General features: G+C 51.0%; 15 protein-coding genes. 6 read left to right on the top strand and 9 right to left on the bottom strand.

All coding sequences use genetic code 11. The features are described from left to right. Positions 1–61: 61 nt before the first annotated feature. The gene (locus tag ACEPSU_RS04075) at positions 62–1,585 is read right to left on the bottom strand and encodes an ABC-F family ATP-binding cassette domain-containing protein (protein ID WP_033388736.1); all 1,524 of its coding nucleotides are present in this window, start codon (positions 1,583–1,585) and stop codon (positions 62–64) included. Between the two features lie 215 nt (positions 1,586–1,800). On the opposite strand from ACEPSU_RS04075, the gene ACEPSU_RS04070 reads away from it, so the two are divergent. Continuing rightward, positions 1,801–2,184, top strand: coding sequence for a VOC family protein (locus tag ACEPSU_RS04070; RefSeq protein WP_020089059.1), 384 nt, complete (start codon positions 1,801–1,803; stop codon positions 2,182–2,184). A 669-nt stretch (positions 2,185–2,853) separates the two neighbouring features. After that, complete coding sequence (locus ACEPSU_RS04065; protein ID WP_395322906.1) at positions 2,854–3,546, top strand: CPBP family intramembrane glutamic endopeptidase; 693 nt, start codon at positions 2,854–2,856, stop codon at positions 3,544–3,546. A 474-nt stretch (positions 3,547–4,020) separates the two neighbouring features. Here ACEPSU_RS04065 and ACEPSU_RS04060 read toward each other — a convergent pair whose 3' ends face one another. From ACEPSU_RS04060 to ACEPSU_RS04045, 4 genes are all read right to left on the bottom strand, one after another. Beyond that, positions 4,021–4,791 (bottom strand): ABC transporter ATP-binding protein, encoded by a 771-nt coding sequence (locus ACEPSU_RS04060; protein WP_260339040.1) that lies wholly within the window; start codon positions 4,789–4,791, stop codon positions 4,021–4,023. Next, positions 4,721–5,689: an ABC transporter permease gene (locus tag ACEPSU_RS04055; protein ID WP_260339039.1), complete on the bottom strand. Its 969-nt coding sequence runs from the start codon at positions 5,687–5,689 to the stop codon at positions 4,721–4,723. The genes ACEPSU_RS04060 and ACEPSU_RS04055 overlap by 71 nt, the downstream gene beginning before the upstream one ends. 19 nt (positions 5,690–5,708) lie before the next feature. Then, a complete protein-coding gene (locus ACEPSU_RS04050; protein ID WP_020089067.1) occupies positions 5,709–6,680 on the bottom strand; it encodes an ABC transporter substrate-binding protein in 972 nt (323 codons plus the stop codon). 676 nt (positions 6,681–7,356) lie between these two features. After that, entirely contained in the window at positions 7,357–8,244 is an 888-nt protein-coding gene (locus ACEPSU_RS04045) for a DegV family protein (protein ID WP_395322905.1), read from the bottom strand. Between the two features lie 1,345 nt (positions 8,245–9,589). Between ACEPSU_RS04045 and trpX the strand changes: the two genes are divergently transcribed. Genes trpX through ACEPSU_RS04025 form a run of 4 tightly spaced genes read left to right on the top strand, consistent with a single transcriptional unit; the run spans position 9,590 to position 12,689 of the window. Continuing rightward, positions 9,590–10,585 (top strand): tryptophan ABC transporter substrate-binding protein, encoded by a 996-nt coding sequence (gene trpX / locus ACEPSU_RS04040; protein ID WP_395361606.1) that lies wholly within the window; start codon positions 9,590–9,592, stop codon positions 10,583–10,585. Beyond that, positions 10,585–11,484 carry an ABC transporter permease gene (locus ACEPSU_RS04035; protein ID WP_395323558.1) on the top strand — a complete coding sequence of 300 codons (900 nt, stop codon included), beginning with the start codon at positions 10,585–10,587 and terminating at the stop codon, positions 11,482–11,484. The genes trpX and ACEPSU_RS04035 overlap by 1 nt, the downstream gene beginning before the upstream one ends. After that, positions 11,477–12,247, top strand: coding sequence for an ABC transporter ATP-binding protein (locus ACEPSU_RS04030; protein WP_395322903.1), 771 nt, complete (start codon positions 11,477–11,479; stop codon positions 12,245–12,247). Before ACEPSU_RS04035 ends, ACEPSU_RS04030 begins: the two co-directional genes overlap by 8 nt. 10 nt (positions 12,248–12,257) lie before the next feature. Next, positions 12,258–12,689 carry a GNAT family N-acetyltransferase gene (locus ACEPSU_RS04025; RefSeq protein WP_395322902.1) on the top strand — a complete coding sequence of 144 codons (432 nt, stop codon included), beginning with the start codon at positions 12,258–12,260 and terminating at the stop codon, positions 12,687–12,689. Positions 12,690–12,757: 68 nt separating this feature from the next. Here the strand turns inward: ACEPSU_RS04025 and ACEPSU_RS04020 are convergent, their stop codons facing one another. From ACEPSU_RS04020 to ACEPSU_RS04005, 4 genes are all read right to left on the bottom strand, one after another. Further along, a complete protein-coding gene (locus tag ACEPSU_RS04020) occupies positions 12,758–13,183 on the bottom strand; it encodes a hypothetical protein (protein WP_395322901.1) in 426 nt (141 codons plus the stop codon). A gap of 267 nt (positions 13,184–13,450) precedes the next feature. Next, the gene (locus ACEPSU_RS04015) at positions 13,451–14,314 is read right to left on the bottom strand and encodes an NAD(P)-dependent oxidoreductase (protein WP_395322900.1); all 864 of its coding nucleotides are present in this window, start codon (positions 14,312–14,314) and stop codon (positions 13,451–13,453) included. Between the two features lie 614 nt (positions 14,315–14,928). Further along, positions 14,929–15,753 (bottom strand): hypothetical protein, encoded by an 825-nt coding sequence (locus tag ACEPSU_RS04010; RefSeq protein ID WP_395323557.1) that lies wholly within the window; start codon positions 15,751–15,753, stop codon positions 14,929–14,931. A gap of 157 nt (positions 15,754–15,910) precedes the next feature. Next, the gene (locus ACEPSU_RS04005; protein ID WP_395323134.1) at positions 15,911–16,678 is read right to left on the bottom strand and encodes a TerC family protein; all 768 of its coding nucleotides are present in this window, start codon (positions 16,676–16,678) and stop codon (positions 15,911–15,913) included. Positions 16,679–16,884 lie beyond the last annotated feature (206 nt).

The following is a 16,884-nucleotide window of genomic DNA, read 5'->3' as shown; positions in this document are numbered from 1 at the left end:
CCCACCGTTAACTGTAACGGATTTAGCGGCAAAAGGGAACGCCTTTTACCGAAACGTAATCTTAGTTTTGTGTATTCTTCAAACTCAGCTTTTCCACGTTCAGGATCTTATCGACCAATCCGGTGTAGAAGCTTTCCTCATGGCTGACGATGATGGCATTCCCAGGGAAAGTATTGATGGCTTCCTTCAGGGCTTGCTTGGTCTCGTCATCCAAATGGTTCGTTGGTTCGTCCATGATCAAGAAGTTAGCGGGTTCGAATTCCATCATCGCCAGCTTGACCTTGGTCTGTTCGCCCCCGGAGAGCTCGCCGATTGGTTTCATGGCATTGGCGGAATCCAGGCCACACTTGGACAACTTGGTCCGGATGGCCTTTTGTGGTAACTTTTCGTACTTCGCCTGGATAATCTGCAGAGGTGTCTGCCGATTGTTATCCCAAACTAAATCCTGGCTAAAGTAGCTGATTCGTGCGGATGGTGAGAAGGACGCTTCCCCACCCTTGGCCTTGATGATGCCCAAGATGGACTTGATCAGCGTTGACTTCCCGACCCCGTTGAACCCGGTCAGGCCGACTTTTTGGTCGGTCGTCACGGAGAAGGTCACTGGTTTCAGCAATGGCCGATCGTACCCAACGGACAGTTGATCCACGACCAGGGCATTCTGCGAGCCGGTTTCCTGATAAGGGAAATCGAAGTGGGCCTGAATGTTGGTGGAAGGTGGATCGACCCGGTCCAACCGGTTCAGCATCTTTTCCCGTGACTTGGCCATGGTCGACTTGGACCCAGCCTTGTTCTTACGGATAAAGCGTTCGGCCTTTTCAATCACGACCTGTTGCTTATCGAATTCACGTTGTTGCGCCTTTTCTTTTTCAGCCCGTTGCCGCATGGCCTGCTTGAAGTTTCCTCGGTACTTGGTGATCCGACCGAACGCCACGTTGATGATACAGTTGGTGACGTCTTGTAAGAAGTCGTAATCATGGGAAACAATCAGGGCAGCCCCATCGAAACTGTTCAGATAATCTTCCAGCCAGTCGATGTGTGCCGTATCCAGATAGTTGGTCGGTTCGTCTAGTAAGATCACATCTGGCGTTTCCAACAACAACTTGGCCAAGATAATCTTTGACCGTTGGCCCCCAGACATGTTGGCAACTTCGTGGTCGCGACCCATGTCATCCAAGCCTAGCCCGGAAATAACCCGTTCAATCTCGGTCTCAACGTCGTAAAAGTTCCGCGCATCGAGTTCCTCTTGAATCCGGCCGGCTCGTTCTAAGAGCTTATCATCCATGCTCTCGGCGTATTCCGTATACATGGCCGTCATCCGGTCGTTCATTTCATAGAGATCGGCGTAAGCGGTGTGCAGAAAGTCGATCAGCGTCATGCCTTCCGGAATATCGGCATACTGGTCCAAATAACCCACGTGGGTCTTCTTCTGCCACTTCACTTCTCCGGTCAGTGGGAGTTCTTGTCCCGTAATAATTTTGATTAAGGTTGACTTACCAACCCCGTTTTGCCCGACGACACCCATGTGTTCGCCCTTTTCTAGGGTAAAACTGGCCCCTTCGTAGAGCTTCTTATCAGCGAAACTCATGCTCAGGTCGTCAACTTGTAGTAATGGCACGTGTATCCTTCCCTTCTTCTCTCACGCAGAAAAAGCCCCGACGACGTCAAGGCTTCATCCCAAACCTAATATATAAGTAGTAACTTACCACGAAACGCCCGGGTTCGTCAACTTCACCGCTTAGGGTCTTTCCTGAAAACTATGCTATAATAGTGAAAATTTACTTGCTAAGGACTGAAACTTTCATGAATATTCGTAATATTGACCATTTAACCCTAACTGTTAGTGACATTGAGCGCTCCGTCCGTTGGTACCACGAGGTTTTCGACCTGCCCATCATCGAATTTGACGATGGCCGCCGTGGTGTTAAACTCGGCAAACAAAAGATCAATTTCCAACAGACTGACGCCCCCCATTTGCCGGTCGCCAAGCACCCCACGATTGGTGGCGCCGACTTCGCCATCATCGCGACCGACCCACTGGCAAACATCCTATCCCACTTGACCAACTACGCGGTGGAAATCGTGGATGGACCACTTCCTAAGCAGGGAGCACTGGGCCCAATGACGTCCGTTTACGTCCGCGACCCCGACGAAAACCTCATTGAAATCGGGAAATATGATAAATAACCTTCTTACATTGTCTTAGTGCTGGGTTGCGGTAACGTGCCGCCTGCGGCCGCCAGGGATTCCGCCTGCTGTGGGGACCGCCTGCAGCCTGAGAAACTGGCTTCCGGCTCGGTTTGAAACCTCGCGAGAATCATGCGAGTTTCCAAACGCGTCCCATGGCGTAAGCACGGGAAAATCACCCGTCCTAACGCCATCGTCACGGCCGGCTACATCCCTGGCCTCCTCCGGCTCTTGGTAGTCGTTGGCCACTAAGATTGTCGGTTATTTATCATGCTGCCGCGATGATGTGGTTTCCGATGGGCGTCGTACCCACTAAAATAGGCTTACTTAAATTGTGAATTCAAAAATTTCACCGAACCGCACAAATAAGTCGATCGACGCCAATCTTACATGTAATTCTGTTGATCTGCGCCGACCACTATGTAAGCCGTGAGGGCGGCACAAATAGCCTCAGCCGTGGGAATTCACTTAGCGACTTGTCGCTTAGAGAATTGGTGGTTTTGAAACTCGGTTCGCAGAGGTTCAAAACCAAGCCTAAAGACCGCTCCTTGGCTTTAAGCGTCCGCCCAGGCGTTCCAGGCTATTTGTGTCGCCCGGTAAGGCGCTGACAAAGACCAACTTAACCGCACCAAGCAAAACTGAAATACCTAATATTGGAGGATTGCCTGAATGAACTCTTGGAATAAGGGGATCAACTGGCTGCTTGACTGGATTCTACGTGACCTCAAGTGGCTAGGATTCCTACTGTTGTACCTCATCGACAGCGTTTTTCTCACCCTGGCGACCCAACAAGCCAGCCACGGGAGTAGCCCCAACCGGGCGATCGGTATGATGCTGATCTACTCCGGGCTGTTACTGGGCTTTATCACCTGGCGTTATCAGAAACAGCTGCAACAAAACAACCCGCGCAACTTCGGTCGAACCCCTTTCACTGGGAAAACCGTAAGCCAGCTGATTGGTTTCTTCATTCTGATGCTGGCGATTCAGCGCTTGTGGTCAATCTTGATTGCCACACACATTCTACCGAATCCCGCCAACCAGACGGCCATCACTCAGCAGGTCACGCAACTGCCCTTCTGGAACCTGGCCTACGCAATTTTACTGGCACCGGTGTTTGAAGAACTCATCTTCCGGGGAATCTTTCTGAATTACTTCTTCAGTAAAAATACTCGGCTGATGAACTTCCTCGGCATCTTTATCTCGGGAATCATCTTTGGCTTCATGCACGTCTCCAGCTTCACGCCAACGCTGATCATGTACTCCGCGCTGGGCTGGGTGTTGGGCTATAGCTACCTACACTTCCGTGATATTCGTTACGATATGACACTTCACTTTTTAAATAACGCGTTATCTTTAATTTGATACAAATAAAGGACTGAGGCCAATTGCCCCAGTCCTTTATTTATGTACGGCCGCTTCCCCACAATTTCCTAGTAGTCGTGGTTCGCGCGTCCTTGACGTTTTTTCTTGTACCCAGTGATGGCCGTCTCGCGGGACCAGTCACCTCACGGGTTACAAACGCTTCGCTCAACTTTACATGCGGATTCCGTTAAGCTCCCTAAACCTAGGTTACCTTAGAATCTGGCCATAGTATAGAACATTATCAGCGTGATAGAAAGCAAACTCCCACATATCGGGGAAGGTGCCGTACACGAGTTAAGACAGACTGAAATTAATGGTAATGACGTGCTTTTTGAATATCTCATCTACCAATTTAATAATACGAATATCACTTAAAACCAGTTCATCTAGTCATCAACGAATCCATTAGAATAATATGAATGACATTCTAATCAGAAATAAGTTATTCACATTGTTTTCTAACCTAATTGGTAATTACTCCACAAACATCGACAACAGATCTTCCTGCCGTAAGTTTTGTTTCTCTTCGCCACGGACGTCGAGCTTGATCTGACCGTCTTGAACCATGACTAACCGATTACCATAGGTCAACGCATCACTCATTTTGTGGGTGATCATCATCGTGGTCAATTGGTTTTCTGCCACGATAGTTTGCGTCAAGTCCATGACCTTGCGGCTCGTCTGGGGATCCAGCGCCGCCGTATGTTCATCTAGCAACAACAGTTGGGGTTGGCTCAGCGTTGCCATCAACAGGGAGAGTGCTTGACGCTGCCCACCAGATAAATACTTCACCTGCGTCGTCAACCGATTCTCTAATCCCATATCTAGTGGCCGCAATAACTCCTGGTACGCTTCAGTCTGCCCGCGATGCCGGTAACGGCGGAGACTCATGCTCCCCGTGTGTTGGGCCGCCAACGTTAAGTTTTCCGCCACACTTAGTTCTCCCGCCGTGCCCATCTTGGGGTCCTGGAAGACCCGTGATAACCAGCGTGAACGGTAGGCGATTGGCTTGCGCGTGATGCGGTGTCCAGCCAATGTGAGCTCCCCGGCATCAGCCGTCAGTGTGCCCGCAATCGTATTGAGCAGCGTGGACTTCCCCGCCCCGTTATTCCCAATGACGGAGACGAAATCGCCAGGTTCAATCGTGAGACTGACGTCCTTTAAGACGTGGCGCTCATTTGCCGTCCCGGGAAAGAAGACCTTCTGAAGGTGCTTGACGCTTAAGACTGCTGTTTGCTGTAGCATGCGAATCGACTCCAATCTGTGTGAGATAACGTTTCAACTGTTGCTTCGTCTGGTATTTATTGCGAATCAGTGGCAGGCAGATCACAACGACCAAGATGCCCGCGGAAAGAATTTTCAGATCGTCGACTGGGAAACCTAAGCCCATGGCGACGGTCAATAGGAACCGGTAAATGATGGCCCCAACGACCATGGCGGTCAGCCGCACCCACATTTGCCGACCGCGGAGGAAGATCTCCCCCACGAGGACTGAGGCCAGCCCAATCACGATCGTGCCGATTCCCATGCCAATGTCGGCGTACCCATTGCTCTGGGCGATCAAAGCCCCCGACAAGGCAATGCAACCGTTAGAGACCATGTAACCGATAATCACCATTCGGTCGGTATAGATGCCGTTGGCCGCACTCATTGCCGAATTATTTCCGGTCGCCATCAGGGACAATCCGAGCCGGGTCTTGAACAGCCAAATCAAGGCTGCCATGACTACCCCGGTAATGACGGCACCCACGATAATCGTTTGTAAATCAACGGACCATGTAGCCGGCAGGTAACTGGTCAACACCCGCTGATTCAACAGGGGCACGTTGGATTTCCCCATCACGTGCATGTTGATCGAGTACAACCCGGTCATTGTCAAAATCCCAGCAAGTAGTGAAGGCATCCGCAGCTTGGTGTCCAACACGCCGGTCACCCACCCGGCCAGACAACCAGCCAGGAAGCCTAACAGACTGGCCACTAGTGCAGATTGGCCGCTAACCATCGCACTGACCGTCACGGCCGCGCCAAGGGGAAAGCTCCCCTCTGTGGTCAAATCGGGAATATCTAAAATACGAAATGTAATGAATACGCCGATAGCGAGTGGCGCCCAGAGTAGGCCCTGGCCAATACTAGTGATTAACATAACTGATCTCCCTTTCTGTCTACGGTTCTTGAATCTGACTGGTCTTCAAGCCAATTGCCTTAGCATTGGCCTTGTTGATGTACATGTGAAGCTTCTTTGAGGTTTGAACGGCCGTCGTTTGGGGCTTCTTGTTGTTTTCCAGTGCGGCGTAAGCCATCTTCCCGGTTTGCTTCCCCAAGTCGTAGTAGTTGATGCCGTAAGTTGCGGTCCCACCGTCTTGCGCCATTTCAATCGAGCCGGTCACAACGGGTAATTTTGCGGCCTTAGCCTTTTGGCCGATGGTCTTCATCGCACTAGCCATCAGGTTATCGGTTGGCAGGTACAGGCCGGAAATCTTACCCTCTAAGCCGGCCAGCACGCTGGTCACATCGTTGGTGCTAGTAGCACTGACGACTTTGACGTTGATGTGGTGCTTCTTGGCGTAAGCTTTGGCCAAGTTGACTTGCAATACGGAGTTCTCTTCGGAAGAGTTGTACATGATACCGAGAGGCTTGTTCCCCTTGCTCATGCTAGCCAACAGCTTCAGTTGTAAGCCAACCGGTGTCAAATCACTGGTCCCACTGACGTTGGTCTGCGGCTTGCTATTGGATTTGACCAACCCGGCTGACTTCAGATCCGTGACGGCCGTGACTAACGTTGGCGTGGTCTTGGTCTTCTTGGCCAGTGCTTGAGCGGCTGGCGTTGCGATACCTAACAGTAAGTCATTCTTTTGTTGGACCAATTGTTGGCTCATCGTATTTAAATTGGCTTGGTCCCCCTGCGCATTTAAGTAGTGATATTTTACGGTCACGGACTTGTGATGGGTCTTGAGTTCTTGCTTCAACCCGGCCTTGAATCCTTGCCGCGCCTCATCGAGCGAACCGTGTTGCACAACCTGTAAGATTCCCACGTTCAAGGTGCTCTTGCTGCTAGCGTCGGACTTGCTGGAGCAGCCCGCTAATGTTAAGCCCAATCCTAATAATGCAATGCTCGTCAGTAATAATTTTTTCATAATCGATTCCCTCCAGATATGTTGGCCAGCCGTGCTGACCGTTGTGGTGGCGCTTTTGTATGTGTTGATAGTTGTCAGAAATGTTTGGATTTGGTTGATAAATGATACTGGAATTTACCGGTAGTGCTGATAAATTCCGCCCACGGATTAGATCAACTGACTGTTTAGAAGCTGGTAAGCCTTGGACTGGCTCAGCGCGTCCGCTTTGTCGGTCCTGGCTGCTTCTGAAACGCGTTCAGTCGGGCAGGTCCCTGCGCTTAACCCAGCTAAGCACCGGCTCGGTTCCACCGAGCGGGCACTTAGCTACGTTAATGCTCAGGACCTACCGCCCGCCTTCACGCTCTAAACAAAAAAACACCAGACAGATTCTAAGTAGAATCTACCTGGTGTTATCGGGCCCGATATTATTTCTCCAGATAGATTATACCCGTATCTATCTGGCGCTTAAGTCATGTTGAAAAACTTTAGCTTATCGATAGATACAAACGCAATTGAGCGGCGCGTTCGTATCCAAGGATGCTGAATACAAACGCTATCTAAAGAAGAAGCTAAAGGCAAATTGGCTATTCAAATGAGTGAGGTTATTTTGCTTCATGAGTGAAGTTCCTTTCATTTATCAATTTACAAGTACTAGTTAACCATTAAAAAATATCGGTGTCAACCCTAAATTTCTAATCTATTTCTCATTATCAGGAATTAAGCTCTGGAAATCCTGTGACCACGCCATTCCCATCGCACCATCGCCCACGTGAACACCGAAGCTGGGACCGATCAATGCCACGTCAAATTTCACCGTGGGGAACCGTTCCTGGGCAGCCGCCAACCACCGAGATGTTGCCTCGGGTTGGTCCGCATTTAAAATAGTGGCCCTGACTGGATACGTTGCGGCCAAGTCCACCGCAAGATCGTCGAGAAAGTCTCCGCGGGCTCCACGCCACCGCAAGGTACTGCCGGCATACCGCATCTTACCGGACGGTTCAAAACTCAAGATTGGCTTGCCCGCGTGTAGCGGCGTACTGCCGGGACCAGTCGGGTTGACTTCCCCCGTTCGCAGCAATGGCTTGATCGAATCCACCACGAAAACACTGTGAATCGTCTGCCGTAGCAAGGTCAGCTGACTAAAAACTTCATCGACCGTGGCACCGCGGTTAACCAACTCCGCCGCCAGCCGGACTTGATCGCCCATGACGGTTAAGATGCCGCGTGAATCCCACGGCCACACATGAATGGCCTCGATACTTTCGGCAAACGCCGCCAACGTATTCACGAAGCCGGAGATTCCCAGTGATGGGCCCACGATGATCACGTCGGTGTAGCCCTGCTTGACCAATTCGTGGCAGGCCGCTTCAATCGTCTTCATCGAGAGCTGGGGCGCGGTCGGCACTACCTTCTTGGTCTTCGCCAACCGCATTAACCGATAGTAATCCGCCGTTGAGAGATCTTGGTACTCGTGGTATTGGCGGTTACCAAACATTATTGGTGCCGGCAACAAGGTGATGTGGCGCTGGTCGGCTTCGGCAAAGTCGATGCCGGCCGAAGTATCGGTCATAACTGCTATTTTCATAATTTCTGGCAACCTCCTTGAGGTTCAAACATCTTTTTATGATTTAGTTACTTTATTGAATACATGCTAACAATTGTCGCCTGCGGCTGCCAGGGATTCTGCCGCTGTGGGAACGCCTACAGCCAAAGTGCGGGCTTCCGGCTCGGTTTGGAACCTCGCAAAATTCCGCGAGTTTTCAAACACGTCCTGCGACGTAAGGCCGGGAAGAATCAATCGCCCGGTCTAACGTCGCTGTCACGGCTGGCGCCATCCCTGGCCTCCTCCGGCTACACTAGTTTTTCATTTTTATATTGTTCCAATCATATGGAGCTGCCACCAACCATACCATCGCTAACCATTAAAAATAATCTATTGCCACACCATCCCGATAGTTTCATTCTCGAATTCTACCAATGGTGTTGTCACCAGAATTTCTATTCTTGCGAAGGTAAGTGATTAACGGCCCTGGATTCACCAACAACAAGCCTCTCAATCTCTGAAATTTCTGCTTTAAGTTGCGTAATCGTTAAAGTCCAGTATACCAAAAATTGAAAATTATGGTTGACGGTTTTTCAGCAATGCCGTACACTAAATTTATTCGAGAAACGGAAGGAAGGAAAGTTTATATGCAAATGTCTAGCATTCAACTTAATGGACGTTGGCAAAGCCGGTAATCAAGTCGTCATCGCTGTAGATGCGACTTGAGCTCCCAGAGCGATTTTCGCATCTGCGCCGGCTAACTTTCTGATGCAATAGCCCGCACGGATGTCTTCTATCCGGCAATGCGGGCCTTTTTCTTGGGCACCCAGCCGGACTGGGTGCTCTTTTTTTGATAAAGAGTGCGGAAGAAGGCGCCTAGGTCCTGAGCATTAACGTCATTAGGTACAAAATCCCGGGTCTGGATTTTTTGCCTAATGGGGTTAAGCGCAGGGACCTGCCTTCTGGAGCACGTTTCGGCCATGTCGCATTAGAGGCTAAAAGAGTGCGGAGCAAGGCGGTTAGACTCCGAGCATTAACGTCGATAAGGATAAAAGCCCGGGCTTGGCTTTTTCCTTATCGGGGTTAAGCACAGGAGTCTGCCTTGCGGAGCACGTTTCGGCTATATCGCATTAGAGAGAAGGTTCAAACCAATCCAATCATCAAGTACCACCCGCCCTAATCAAGTTCAGTCCCACCAACCTACATACAGTCACCATCCGACTCACAGCAACCTTTACGTAATTTGACCCACACAGGCAGAATCCTTCCATCGTCAAACCATCTCTGCCAAGATGAAAGTTAACGCTATTTTTCGTCAATAATTATCTACAAAAACAAAAGCACCCTAAACCAGCACCTACTATAGAGAATTGAGGTTGATTGCACCATGAAACGACTATACGGACTCATCGCCATCCTCGTGGTTTTTCTCGGCTTCGCCTTTGTTAGCGAGAGCCACAAGGAAGCAGCGACCACCAAAGAGGTTCCCACTGTTGGGATTCTCCAATTACTTTCCCACCCCGCGCTAGATGCCATTCACAAGGGCATCATCCACGGGCTAGCCGAAGAGGGCTATCACGTGGGCAAGAACGTTAAGATTGATTTTCAAAACGCCGAGAACGACCAGAGTAATCTGAAAACCATGAGCGCGCGCTTCGTCAATGAAAACGCCGATGCTATGATTGGAATCGCCACCCCAGCCGCTCAGGCATTGGCTAACGCCAGTTCCACCACCCCCGTCGTCTTGGGGGCCATCACCGATCCCGAGGGTGCCCACCTGGTCAAGAATAACAACCATCCCGGCAATAACGTTACCGGGGTCTCCGACCAAGCGCCACTGGCTGCGCAACTTAAATTGATTCAAAAGATTATGCCAAACATGAAGACGCTGGGGATCATTTATACCTCGTCTGACGACTCGGCAACGGCCCAGTATCACCAATTTGCCGCCCTTTGCAAGAAGGAACACGTCAATCTGAAGGCCTACTCCATCGCCAATACCAACGACCTGAACCAGGTCAGCCAGGAAATGGTGAGTCAGGTCGACGCCGTCTACGTGCCGACCGACAACACCGTAGCGAGTGCCATGCAAACGCTGGTTGCCACGGCTACTGCGAAAAAGGTGCCCGTCTTCCCAGCCGTCGACACCATGGTCAAGGCTGGTGGACTCGCCACGTTGAGCATCAACCAATACAAGTTGGGTGTGACTACGGGTAAGATGACCGCCGCTATTTTAAAGGGCAAGAAGCCCGCCGATACGCCAATTCACTTCGTACGTAAGGGTGAAATGACCATCAACCTGAAGACCGCACAGAAGCTGGGGATTACCCTGCCGGACTCGGTCGTTAAGGAAGCCAAACAACACGGGGAGGTATACCGCTAATGAGTTTAATTGTATCCGCTATTGGACAGGGCCTGCTCTGGGCCGTCCTGGGTGTAGGGCTGTTCCTCACCTTTAGAATTCTTGACTTCGCCGATATGACCGTTGAAGGCACGTTCCCACTGGGGGCAGCCACCGCGGTCGCCGCCATCAGTAACGGGATGAATCCCCTACTGGCAACACTCCTGGCCTTCGCCATTGGTGCCATTGCCGGCCTGATTACCGGATTGCTCTACACCAAGGGTCACATTCCAATATTACTGGCCGGAATCCTGGTTATGACCGCCTGCTACTCCGTCAACTTACGGATCATGGGCCGGGCCAACGTTTCCTTACTGGGAAAATCCACGTTATTTAAGAATCACTTTCTCGCCTCCCTGCCCCAATACTTTGACAGTGTCTTTCTAGGCACGCTGGTCATGGTCATCATCACGGGGCTCGTCATCTACTTTCTGCAAACGCAACTGGGCCAAGGCTTCATCGCTACCGGAGATAACCAGACGATGGCCCGCTCCCTTGGAATCAACACGGATAACATGAAGATCATGGGCCTAATGGTCTCCAATGGGTTGATTGCCTTTGGGGGCGCACTGGTTGCCCAAAACAACGGGTATGCCGACGTTAACATGGGGATTGGAATCATCGTGATTGCCCTCGCCTCCATCATCATTGGGGAAGTGGCCTTCGGTGATTTAACGCTGAACCAACGGCTGGTGGCGGTCTCCCTCGGGAGTATCCTCTACCGTTTCGTCCTGTTGATCGTCCTCAAGTTGGGATTCAGCGCCAACGACCTCAACCTGTTATCCTCAATCATCCTGGCACTTTGCATGATGCTGCCGGTCTTCAAGAAGACGTTTAACTTCAAGCATATTTTGAAACGGGGGCTGGATACCAATGACTAAACCATTACTCGAATTGAAAAATGTCGTGTTGAAGGTCAACCGCAACACGCCCGAGGAAATCATGATTCTTGACCACCTCAATCTGACCATCAATGCCGGTGACTTCATCACCGTGTTGGGGTCTAACGGAGCTGGGAAATCCACGTTGTTCAACGCTATCGGGGGCGACCTCAGTATTGACAGCGGTCAGATTCTGCTCAACGGTAAAGATATTTCTCACGAATCCGTGGAAAGACGCACACGTTTTCTGGCGCGGGTCTTCCAGGACCCCAAGCTGGGCACCGCACCCCGGATGAACGTGGCCGAAAACCTACTGCTGGCTGAACGGCGTGGACAACGCCGGACGTTAGCGCCGCGCCACCTGAACAAGCAACTCGACCGCTACAAGAAGATCACAGCCACCATGCACAATGGCTTGGATGAACGACTGACGACAGCGACCGGGAACCTCTCCGGGGGCCAACGCCAGGCACTGAGCTTCCTGATGGCGACGTTGAAACGTCCAGAGGTTTTACTGCTGGACGAACACACGGCGGCGCTCGATCCGCAGACCAGCCAAGATTTGATGCACCTCACCAACGAGCGGGTGCAAGAGGAACAGCTGACCTGCCTGATGATCACCCACCACTTGGAAGACGCCCTGACCTACGGCAATCGACTGATTGTCCTGCACCACGGCAAGGTAACGTTTGACGTGGCCGGTGCCGAGAAGGACGCCCTGACCACGGAGAAACTCTACAGCTTCTTCGCCGAGATCGAATAGGAGGCCTTGCATGGAACTCGTTATTTCAAACGCCCCCTTCAACCGGGCCGCCGCCTTGTCGCTACGCCAAGCCATCTTCGTCACCGAACGGGGAATCCCCCGCGACGTCGAGTTTGACGACCGCGACACCAGCGACCGGGTCTACGTGACGCTGTACCAGGACGCCACCCACCCCGTTGCCACGCTGCGGTTAGAGCCCCAATCGCCAACTGAGATGCGGTTCGGTCGGGTCTGCACCCGCCAAGACTTGCGCGGTCAAGGCTTGGGCACACGACTGCTGACGGCCGCCGAGGACTGGTCGCGCGAGCATGGTTTCTCGACCGGCGTTATCCACGGCGAAGTCAGTGCTCAGGCGTTTTACGAACGGTGCGGCTACGTGGTCAACGAAGGCCCGTTCGATGAAGACGGGGCACCCGTAGTTATTCTGCACAAAGACTTATAATTTAAACGCAATGGCGTCGATGACTTTCCAGCAATAGGAAATTCATCGACGCCATTTTTAGATTTATTTTAGTGTTTGCGCGCTTGCCACCAGTGCTTGCCCCATAGGAAAACCCAGACAAACGGTCCCGCTAGAATCAAGAAGAGCCGCATAATCAGGTTCATCCCCCACCGGAGCAACCAACCTTCCTTGGCATCGGCATCCCCGATCCGGGCAAAGCCCATGTGACCCGTATTCCCGTAATTGGACCCCATCTTCATCGCCTCTTGATCGGCGCTCATTGGTTTCTTGATCTTCTTACCAATGTCGACCGAGCCGTTCAGCATTTGCCGCGCCCGGTCGTACAGGAGTGGGAAGAACACCAGATAGCTCAACACGAGATACCCGTTCCACCAAGAAAGGGCCACCGACCACGCCCCCGTCTGCGTATTTAAATTGTGAATGAAGAAAATAAAGGCAAACGGGAAGATTCCCAAAAGATACTTTCTCACCATACGACTACCCCTGCTCCGTCTGAAATACCAGGTTTTACCCTGGCTAAATGTGATGCCACGTTATTGGCTTTCTGCCGCTTCATGGTGTGTAATTCATTAAATTGCGGTTCGTAACTTAATCTAGTCCACCCATACGGACTGCTTAAATTAAGAGTACCATCTACGCCCTTAATTAACAATATGATTAAACCATTTGTTGGGCATTTGATTATTATACAAAAGTAAAAATGCAACAGGCCGAAGCCCATTACATCACCCTTTCAAAACCTAATGTTCATAAGTCTTAATCAATCCTTGCGTCCCATCGTTGCCCAAACCAAAGTCATCGACCATCGCCTCGTAGAGTAACTTGGCCTGCTTGGTTGCTGGCAAATCCAGTCCCATGCGGTCGGCCTCCTGCAACGCGATCCGCAAGTCCTTGAGGAAATGCTTGGCGAAGAACCCTGGAGTGTAATCACCCTTCAAAATTCGCGGCACATAGTTGTCCATGCTCCAATTGTCGGCTCCGCCACTGCTCAATGTTGCCAACACCTGGGGCAAGTCCAGTCCAGCTGCCTTGGCGTAAACCAGCATTTCCGTCAGGCCGGTCATCGTTCCGGCAATCATAATCTGGTTGGCCATCTTGGTGTGTTGACCCTTACCAGCGCCACCGAAGTAGTTCACGCGTTGTCCCACCTGTTGAAAGACGGGCAATACGCGATCGTAAGCGGCCTGATCACCGCCAACCATCACCGTCAGGGTGGCGTTCTTAGCACCGACATCCCCACCGGAGACGGGCGCATCCAGTGCCTGAACGTCATGGTCGTGAGCCAAACCGGTCAATTTCACCGCCAATGCTGGGGTGCTCGTAGTCATATCTACCACGATACTCCCAGCCTGAATGCCAGCGAAGATGCCCTGATCTCCGGTGTAGACTTCCTCGACATCACTGGGATAGCCAACCATGGTCATCACCAACTGGACTTGCCGGGCAACAGCGGCGGGCGTCTCTGCCCAGGTTGCCCCAGCATCCAACACCGTTGCGGCGTGGGCCTTCGTCCGATTGTACACGACCACCGACTGGCCGGCCTTCAGTAAGTTCAATACGATGCCAGTCCCCATGACGCCGGTGCCAATAAATCCAATTTGCATAAGCGGTTGCCTCCTTGAGCTATTTGAAGTCTATGGTACCACGTTGTCAGTTGGGCCGGGTAAGAAACGGTCGGTCATATTTAACCACAAATCCTACGAAAATTGACAACATATTGCCAAGCCAAACCTCCCGAGCAGAAGTAGCTTCTACCTTCTCGATTCGCTCATATCACAACAATCATGCCTGCTTTCTCGCTTATATCACCCTACCATCTAATTAATGGTTAATACGATTTTCCAAGCTTTCTGACGAAAAATTGAGACAAGATCGCTGAAATTTACATTGGTATTAGTATCGGGCCAAGTTCTCGAAGGAACATCTGCATACGAAAAAAATCACCCAACATAACTACTTGCTGGGTGACATCTAATTCAAAGTTAAGAGTTTGCCAACTAGCCTCTGACGTTAGGGAAACAAACCGTTTAGCCGGAGGAGGCTAGAGATGGTGCCAGCCGTGACGTCGCTGTAAGACCGGGACTTGTTTCTTCCCGGCCTTACAGCGTGGGACGTGTTTGGAAACTCGCATGAACCTCGCGGCCGAAAGCCCGTCCTTCGGCTGCAGGCGTTCCCCACAGCGGCAGAATATCTGGCAGCCGCAGGCGAGCAAAACCAGTTAGTTTCCGTATTCGACCTCGCCGAAGTGGTAGGCCTTTCCGTTAATCGTGTAGTTCGTCCAACTGGCAAACGCATCAAAAGTATCGTCAGTCGGATTGATTCCCAGGCTTCCCGTCGTCTTCTTATTGGTGATTGTCAGTCGGTAGTGCCCCTTGCTGAGTTTCTTGTTAGGTAGCCCCTTTAACGCCTTGCTGTAGTCAATCTTAGTTGTGTTCCCCTTGACCGTCACCTTCGACACCTTCACCGAACGGGTCGGCTTGTACACCTTGGTCGAACCTGCCCAGCGTGCGCCAAACAGGAAAGGTGCCTTGGCCATCGCCGTCTTGCTGTAATACTGTAAGTAGTTGTCCAGCGTCAGATAGAACCCTGGCGTTGGATCGGCCGCCATATTCGTGCTATTGGCCGTATACCCCTTACCGTTCAAGAAAATCTGTGTCCGAATCGGTGCCTTCAATGTTACGTACCTGAAGTTAGCCTTGGTAAACGGAATCGTCGCAATATTCTTATACTTAAGCGCTTTGGCCCGTTTGTAGTTAACCACGCCATACGTGAACAGTGCTGTCGTCTTCACGCCACCGTGACCATCATCCATCGACATAATGCTCTCGGCATTCAACAGTGTGTTTTTCTTAACCTTAACTTGCTTGTATTTGCCATTAGTCTTCTTATAAATGCCAACGTACATGGCCTTCTTAGTTCGCACGTAGCCGACATTCCCCGTTAAATACTTACCGCTGGTTGCAGCGTTGGCAACCGGAATCCCGCTGCTGATCCCCATTACAACAGCAACTCCCGCTAGCCACCATTTCAATCGATTTTTCATGTACTACCTCCTCTTTCAAAAATCAGTATACACTGTAAAGCTTAAAAGTATGTGTCAAACACCTTACAAAAAATCGCGGCAGCCCGCTAACACCTTGGCATCCCCGTTTCGACGGGATAAAAAAAGGGCCTAAGAATTCATCTCAGGTCCACGTCTATTAAGATTCAGTTGAATTCGATGGCTTCTTATCGTCCTCGGCTTTAGCTTGTGGTTGCCGCCGCTTGCGGATTGCATGAATGATCAGCGTCAAGATAATGGCGCCAATCACGACAATTCCAAATATAGTTGCCGGAATCTCGATGTCGATAGCGGGAATCGAGATGAACAGCTTAACGGCAATCAAGCCAATCAAGATGTACGCCATTGGTTCCAACTCCGGAATCCGCCGCATGAGTTTCATAATCACCTCAGCAACACCCCGCATGGCGAGAATCCCAATCAAGCCCCCGATCAACACGATGACCGGATTGTTGGAAATTGCTAGTGAAGCCAGCACAGAATCCACGGAGAAGATGATGTCCATCATTTCGATTTGCATCACGACGGACCAGAACAACGGTAAGAGCCGTTTCTTCTTGTCCTTAACCAACTTACGCGTGTGCTTGACTCGCGTTTTACTGAAGTATTGGAAGACCAGGAAGACCAGATAGAGTGCCCCAACGACCTTGATTTCCCAGAAATTAATGAGGTATACACCCAGCCCAATGATGATGAACCGGAAGATATACGCCCCCCAGATCCCGTAGAACAGAGATTCTTCCTGCTGCTTACGGGTCGGTAACGATTGTGTCTGCGCTGCAAGAACTACGGCGTTATCGACGGACAACAGGCACTCAATCAGTACCAGTGAGAAGATAATCAGCCAGTCATTACCAGAAGTAATCACGGTTTCCCAGTTATGAAGATCAAAGAATGGGCCATACATTTGGCCTAGAAAGTGTAACAACGCTAGCTTCAGCTCCTTAGCTTGAAAGTTATTAAGATTGTTTCTGCTAGGAATCCATTAATAGCCACAACCATTGTCGCTATCTGGCCCTCAGCAGTTGGCAAAAATTAAGTCCACACGCGGATCGACCGGCACATGCCAGCGAGTCAAAACCCACCAGCCGCACACATCGACACCAATTATAA

This window comes from Levilactobacillus parabrevis, assembly GCF_044051715.1.
GTDB classification, from domain to species: Bacteria; Bacillota; Bacilli; order Lactobacillales; family Lactobacillaceae; genus Levilactobacillus; species Levilactobacillus parabrevis.
The sequence above is the reverse complement of the archived record's forward strand: the minus strand, read 5'-3'. Positions and strand labels throughout refer to the sequence as shown.

Excerpts from the sequence above, each read along its gene's own strand:
- ACEPSU_RS04015 (WP_395322900.1), bottom strand. The coding sequence starts at position 14,314 with ATGCAAATTGGATTTATTGGCACCGGCGTCATGGGGACTGGCATCGTA.
- ACEPSU_RS04060 (WP_260339040.1), bottom strand. The coding sequence starts at position 4,791 with ATGCTACAGCAAACAGCAGTCTTAAGCGTCAAGCACCTTCAGAAGGTC.
- ACEPSU_RS04030 (WP_395322903.1), top strand. The coding sequence starts at position 11,477 with ATGACTAAACCATTACTCGAATTGAAAAATGTCGTGTTGAAGGTCAAC.
- trpX (WP_395361606.1), top strand. The coding sequence starts at position 9,590 with ATGAAACGACTATACGGACTCATCGCCATCCTCGTGGTTTTTCTCGGC.
- ACEPSU_RS04075 (WP_033388736.1), bottom strand. The coding sequence starts at position 1,585 with ATGAGTTTCGCTGATAAGAAGCTCTACGAAGGGGCCAGTTTTACCCTA.
- ACEPSU_RS04010 (WP_395323557.1), bottom strand. The coding sequence starts at position 15,753 with ATGAAAAATCGATTGAAATGGTGGCTAGCGGGAGTTGCTGTTGTAATG.
- ACEPSU_RS04005 (WP_395323134.1), bottom strand. The coding sequence starts at position 16,678 with ATGTATGGCCCATTCTTTGATCTTCATAACTGGGAAACCGTGATTACT.
- ACEPSU_RS04055 (WP_260339039.1), bottom strand. The coding sequence starts at position 5,689 with ATGTTAATCACTAGTATTGGCCAGGGCCTACTCTGGGCGCCACTCGCT.
- ACEPSU_RS04025 (WP_395322902.1), top strand. The coding sequence starts at position 12,258 with ATGGAACTCGTTATTTCAAACGCCCCCTTCAACCGGGCCGCCGCCTTG.
- ACEPSU_RS04050 (WP_020089067.1), bottom strand. The coding sequence starts at position 6,680 with ATGAAAAAATTATTACTGACGAGCATTGCATTATTAGGATTGGGCTTA.
- ACEPSU_RS04065 (WP_395322906.1), top strand. The coding sequence starts at position 2,854 with ATGAACTCTTGGAATAAGGGGATCAACTGGCTGCTTGACTGGATTCTA.
- ACEPSU_RS04035 (WP_395323558.1), top strand. The coding sequence starts at position 10,585 with ATGAGTTTAATTGTATCCGCTATTGGACAGGGCCTGCTCTGGGCCGTC.
- ACEPSU_RS04020 (WP_395322901.1), bottom strand. The coding sequence starts at position 13,183 with ATGGTGAGAAAGTATCTTTTGGGAATCTTCCCGTTTGCCTTTATTTTC.
- ACEPSU_RS04045 (WP_395322905.1), bottom strand. The coding sequence starts at position 8,244 with ATGAAAATAGCAGTTATGACCGATACTTCGGCCGGCATCGACTTTGCC.
- ACEPSU_RS04070 (WP_020089059.1), top strand. The coding sequence starts at position 1,801 with ATGAATATTCGTAATATTGACCATTTAACCCTAACTGTTAGTGACATT.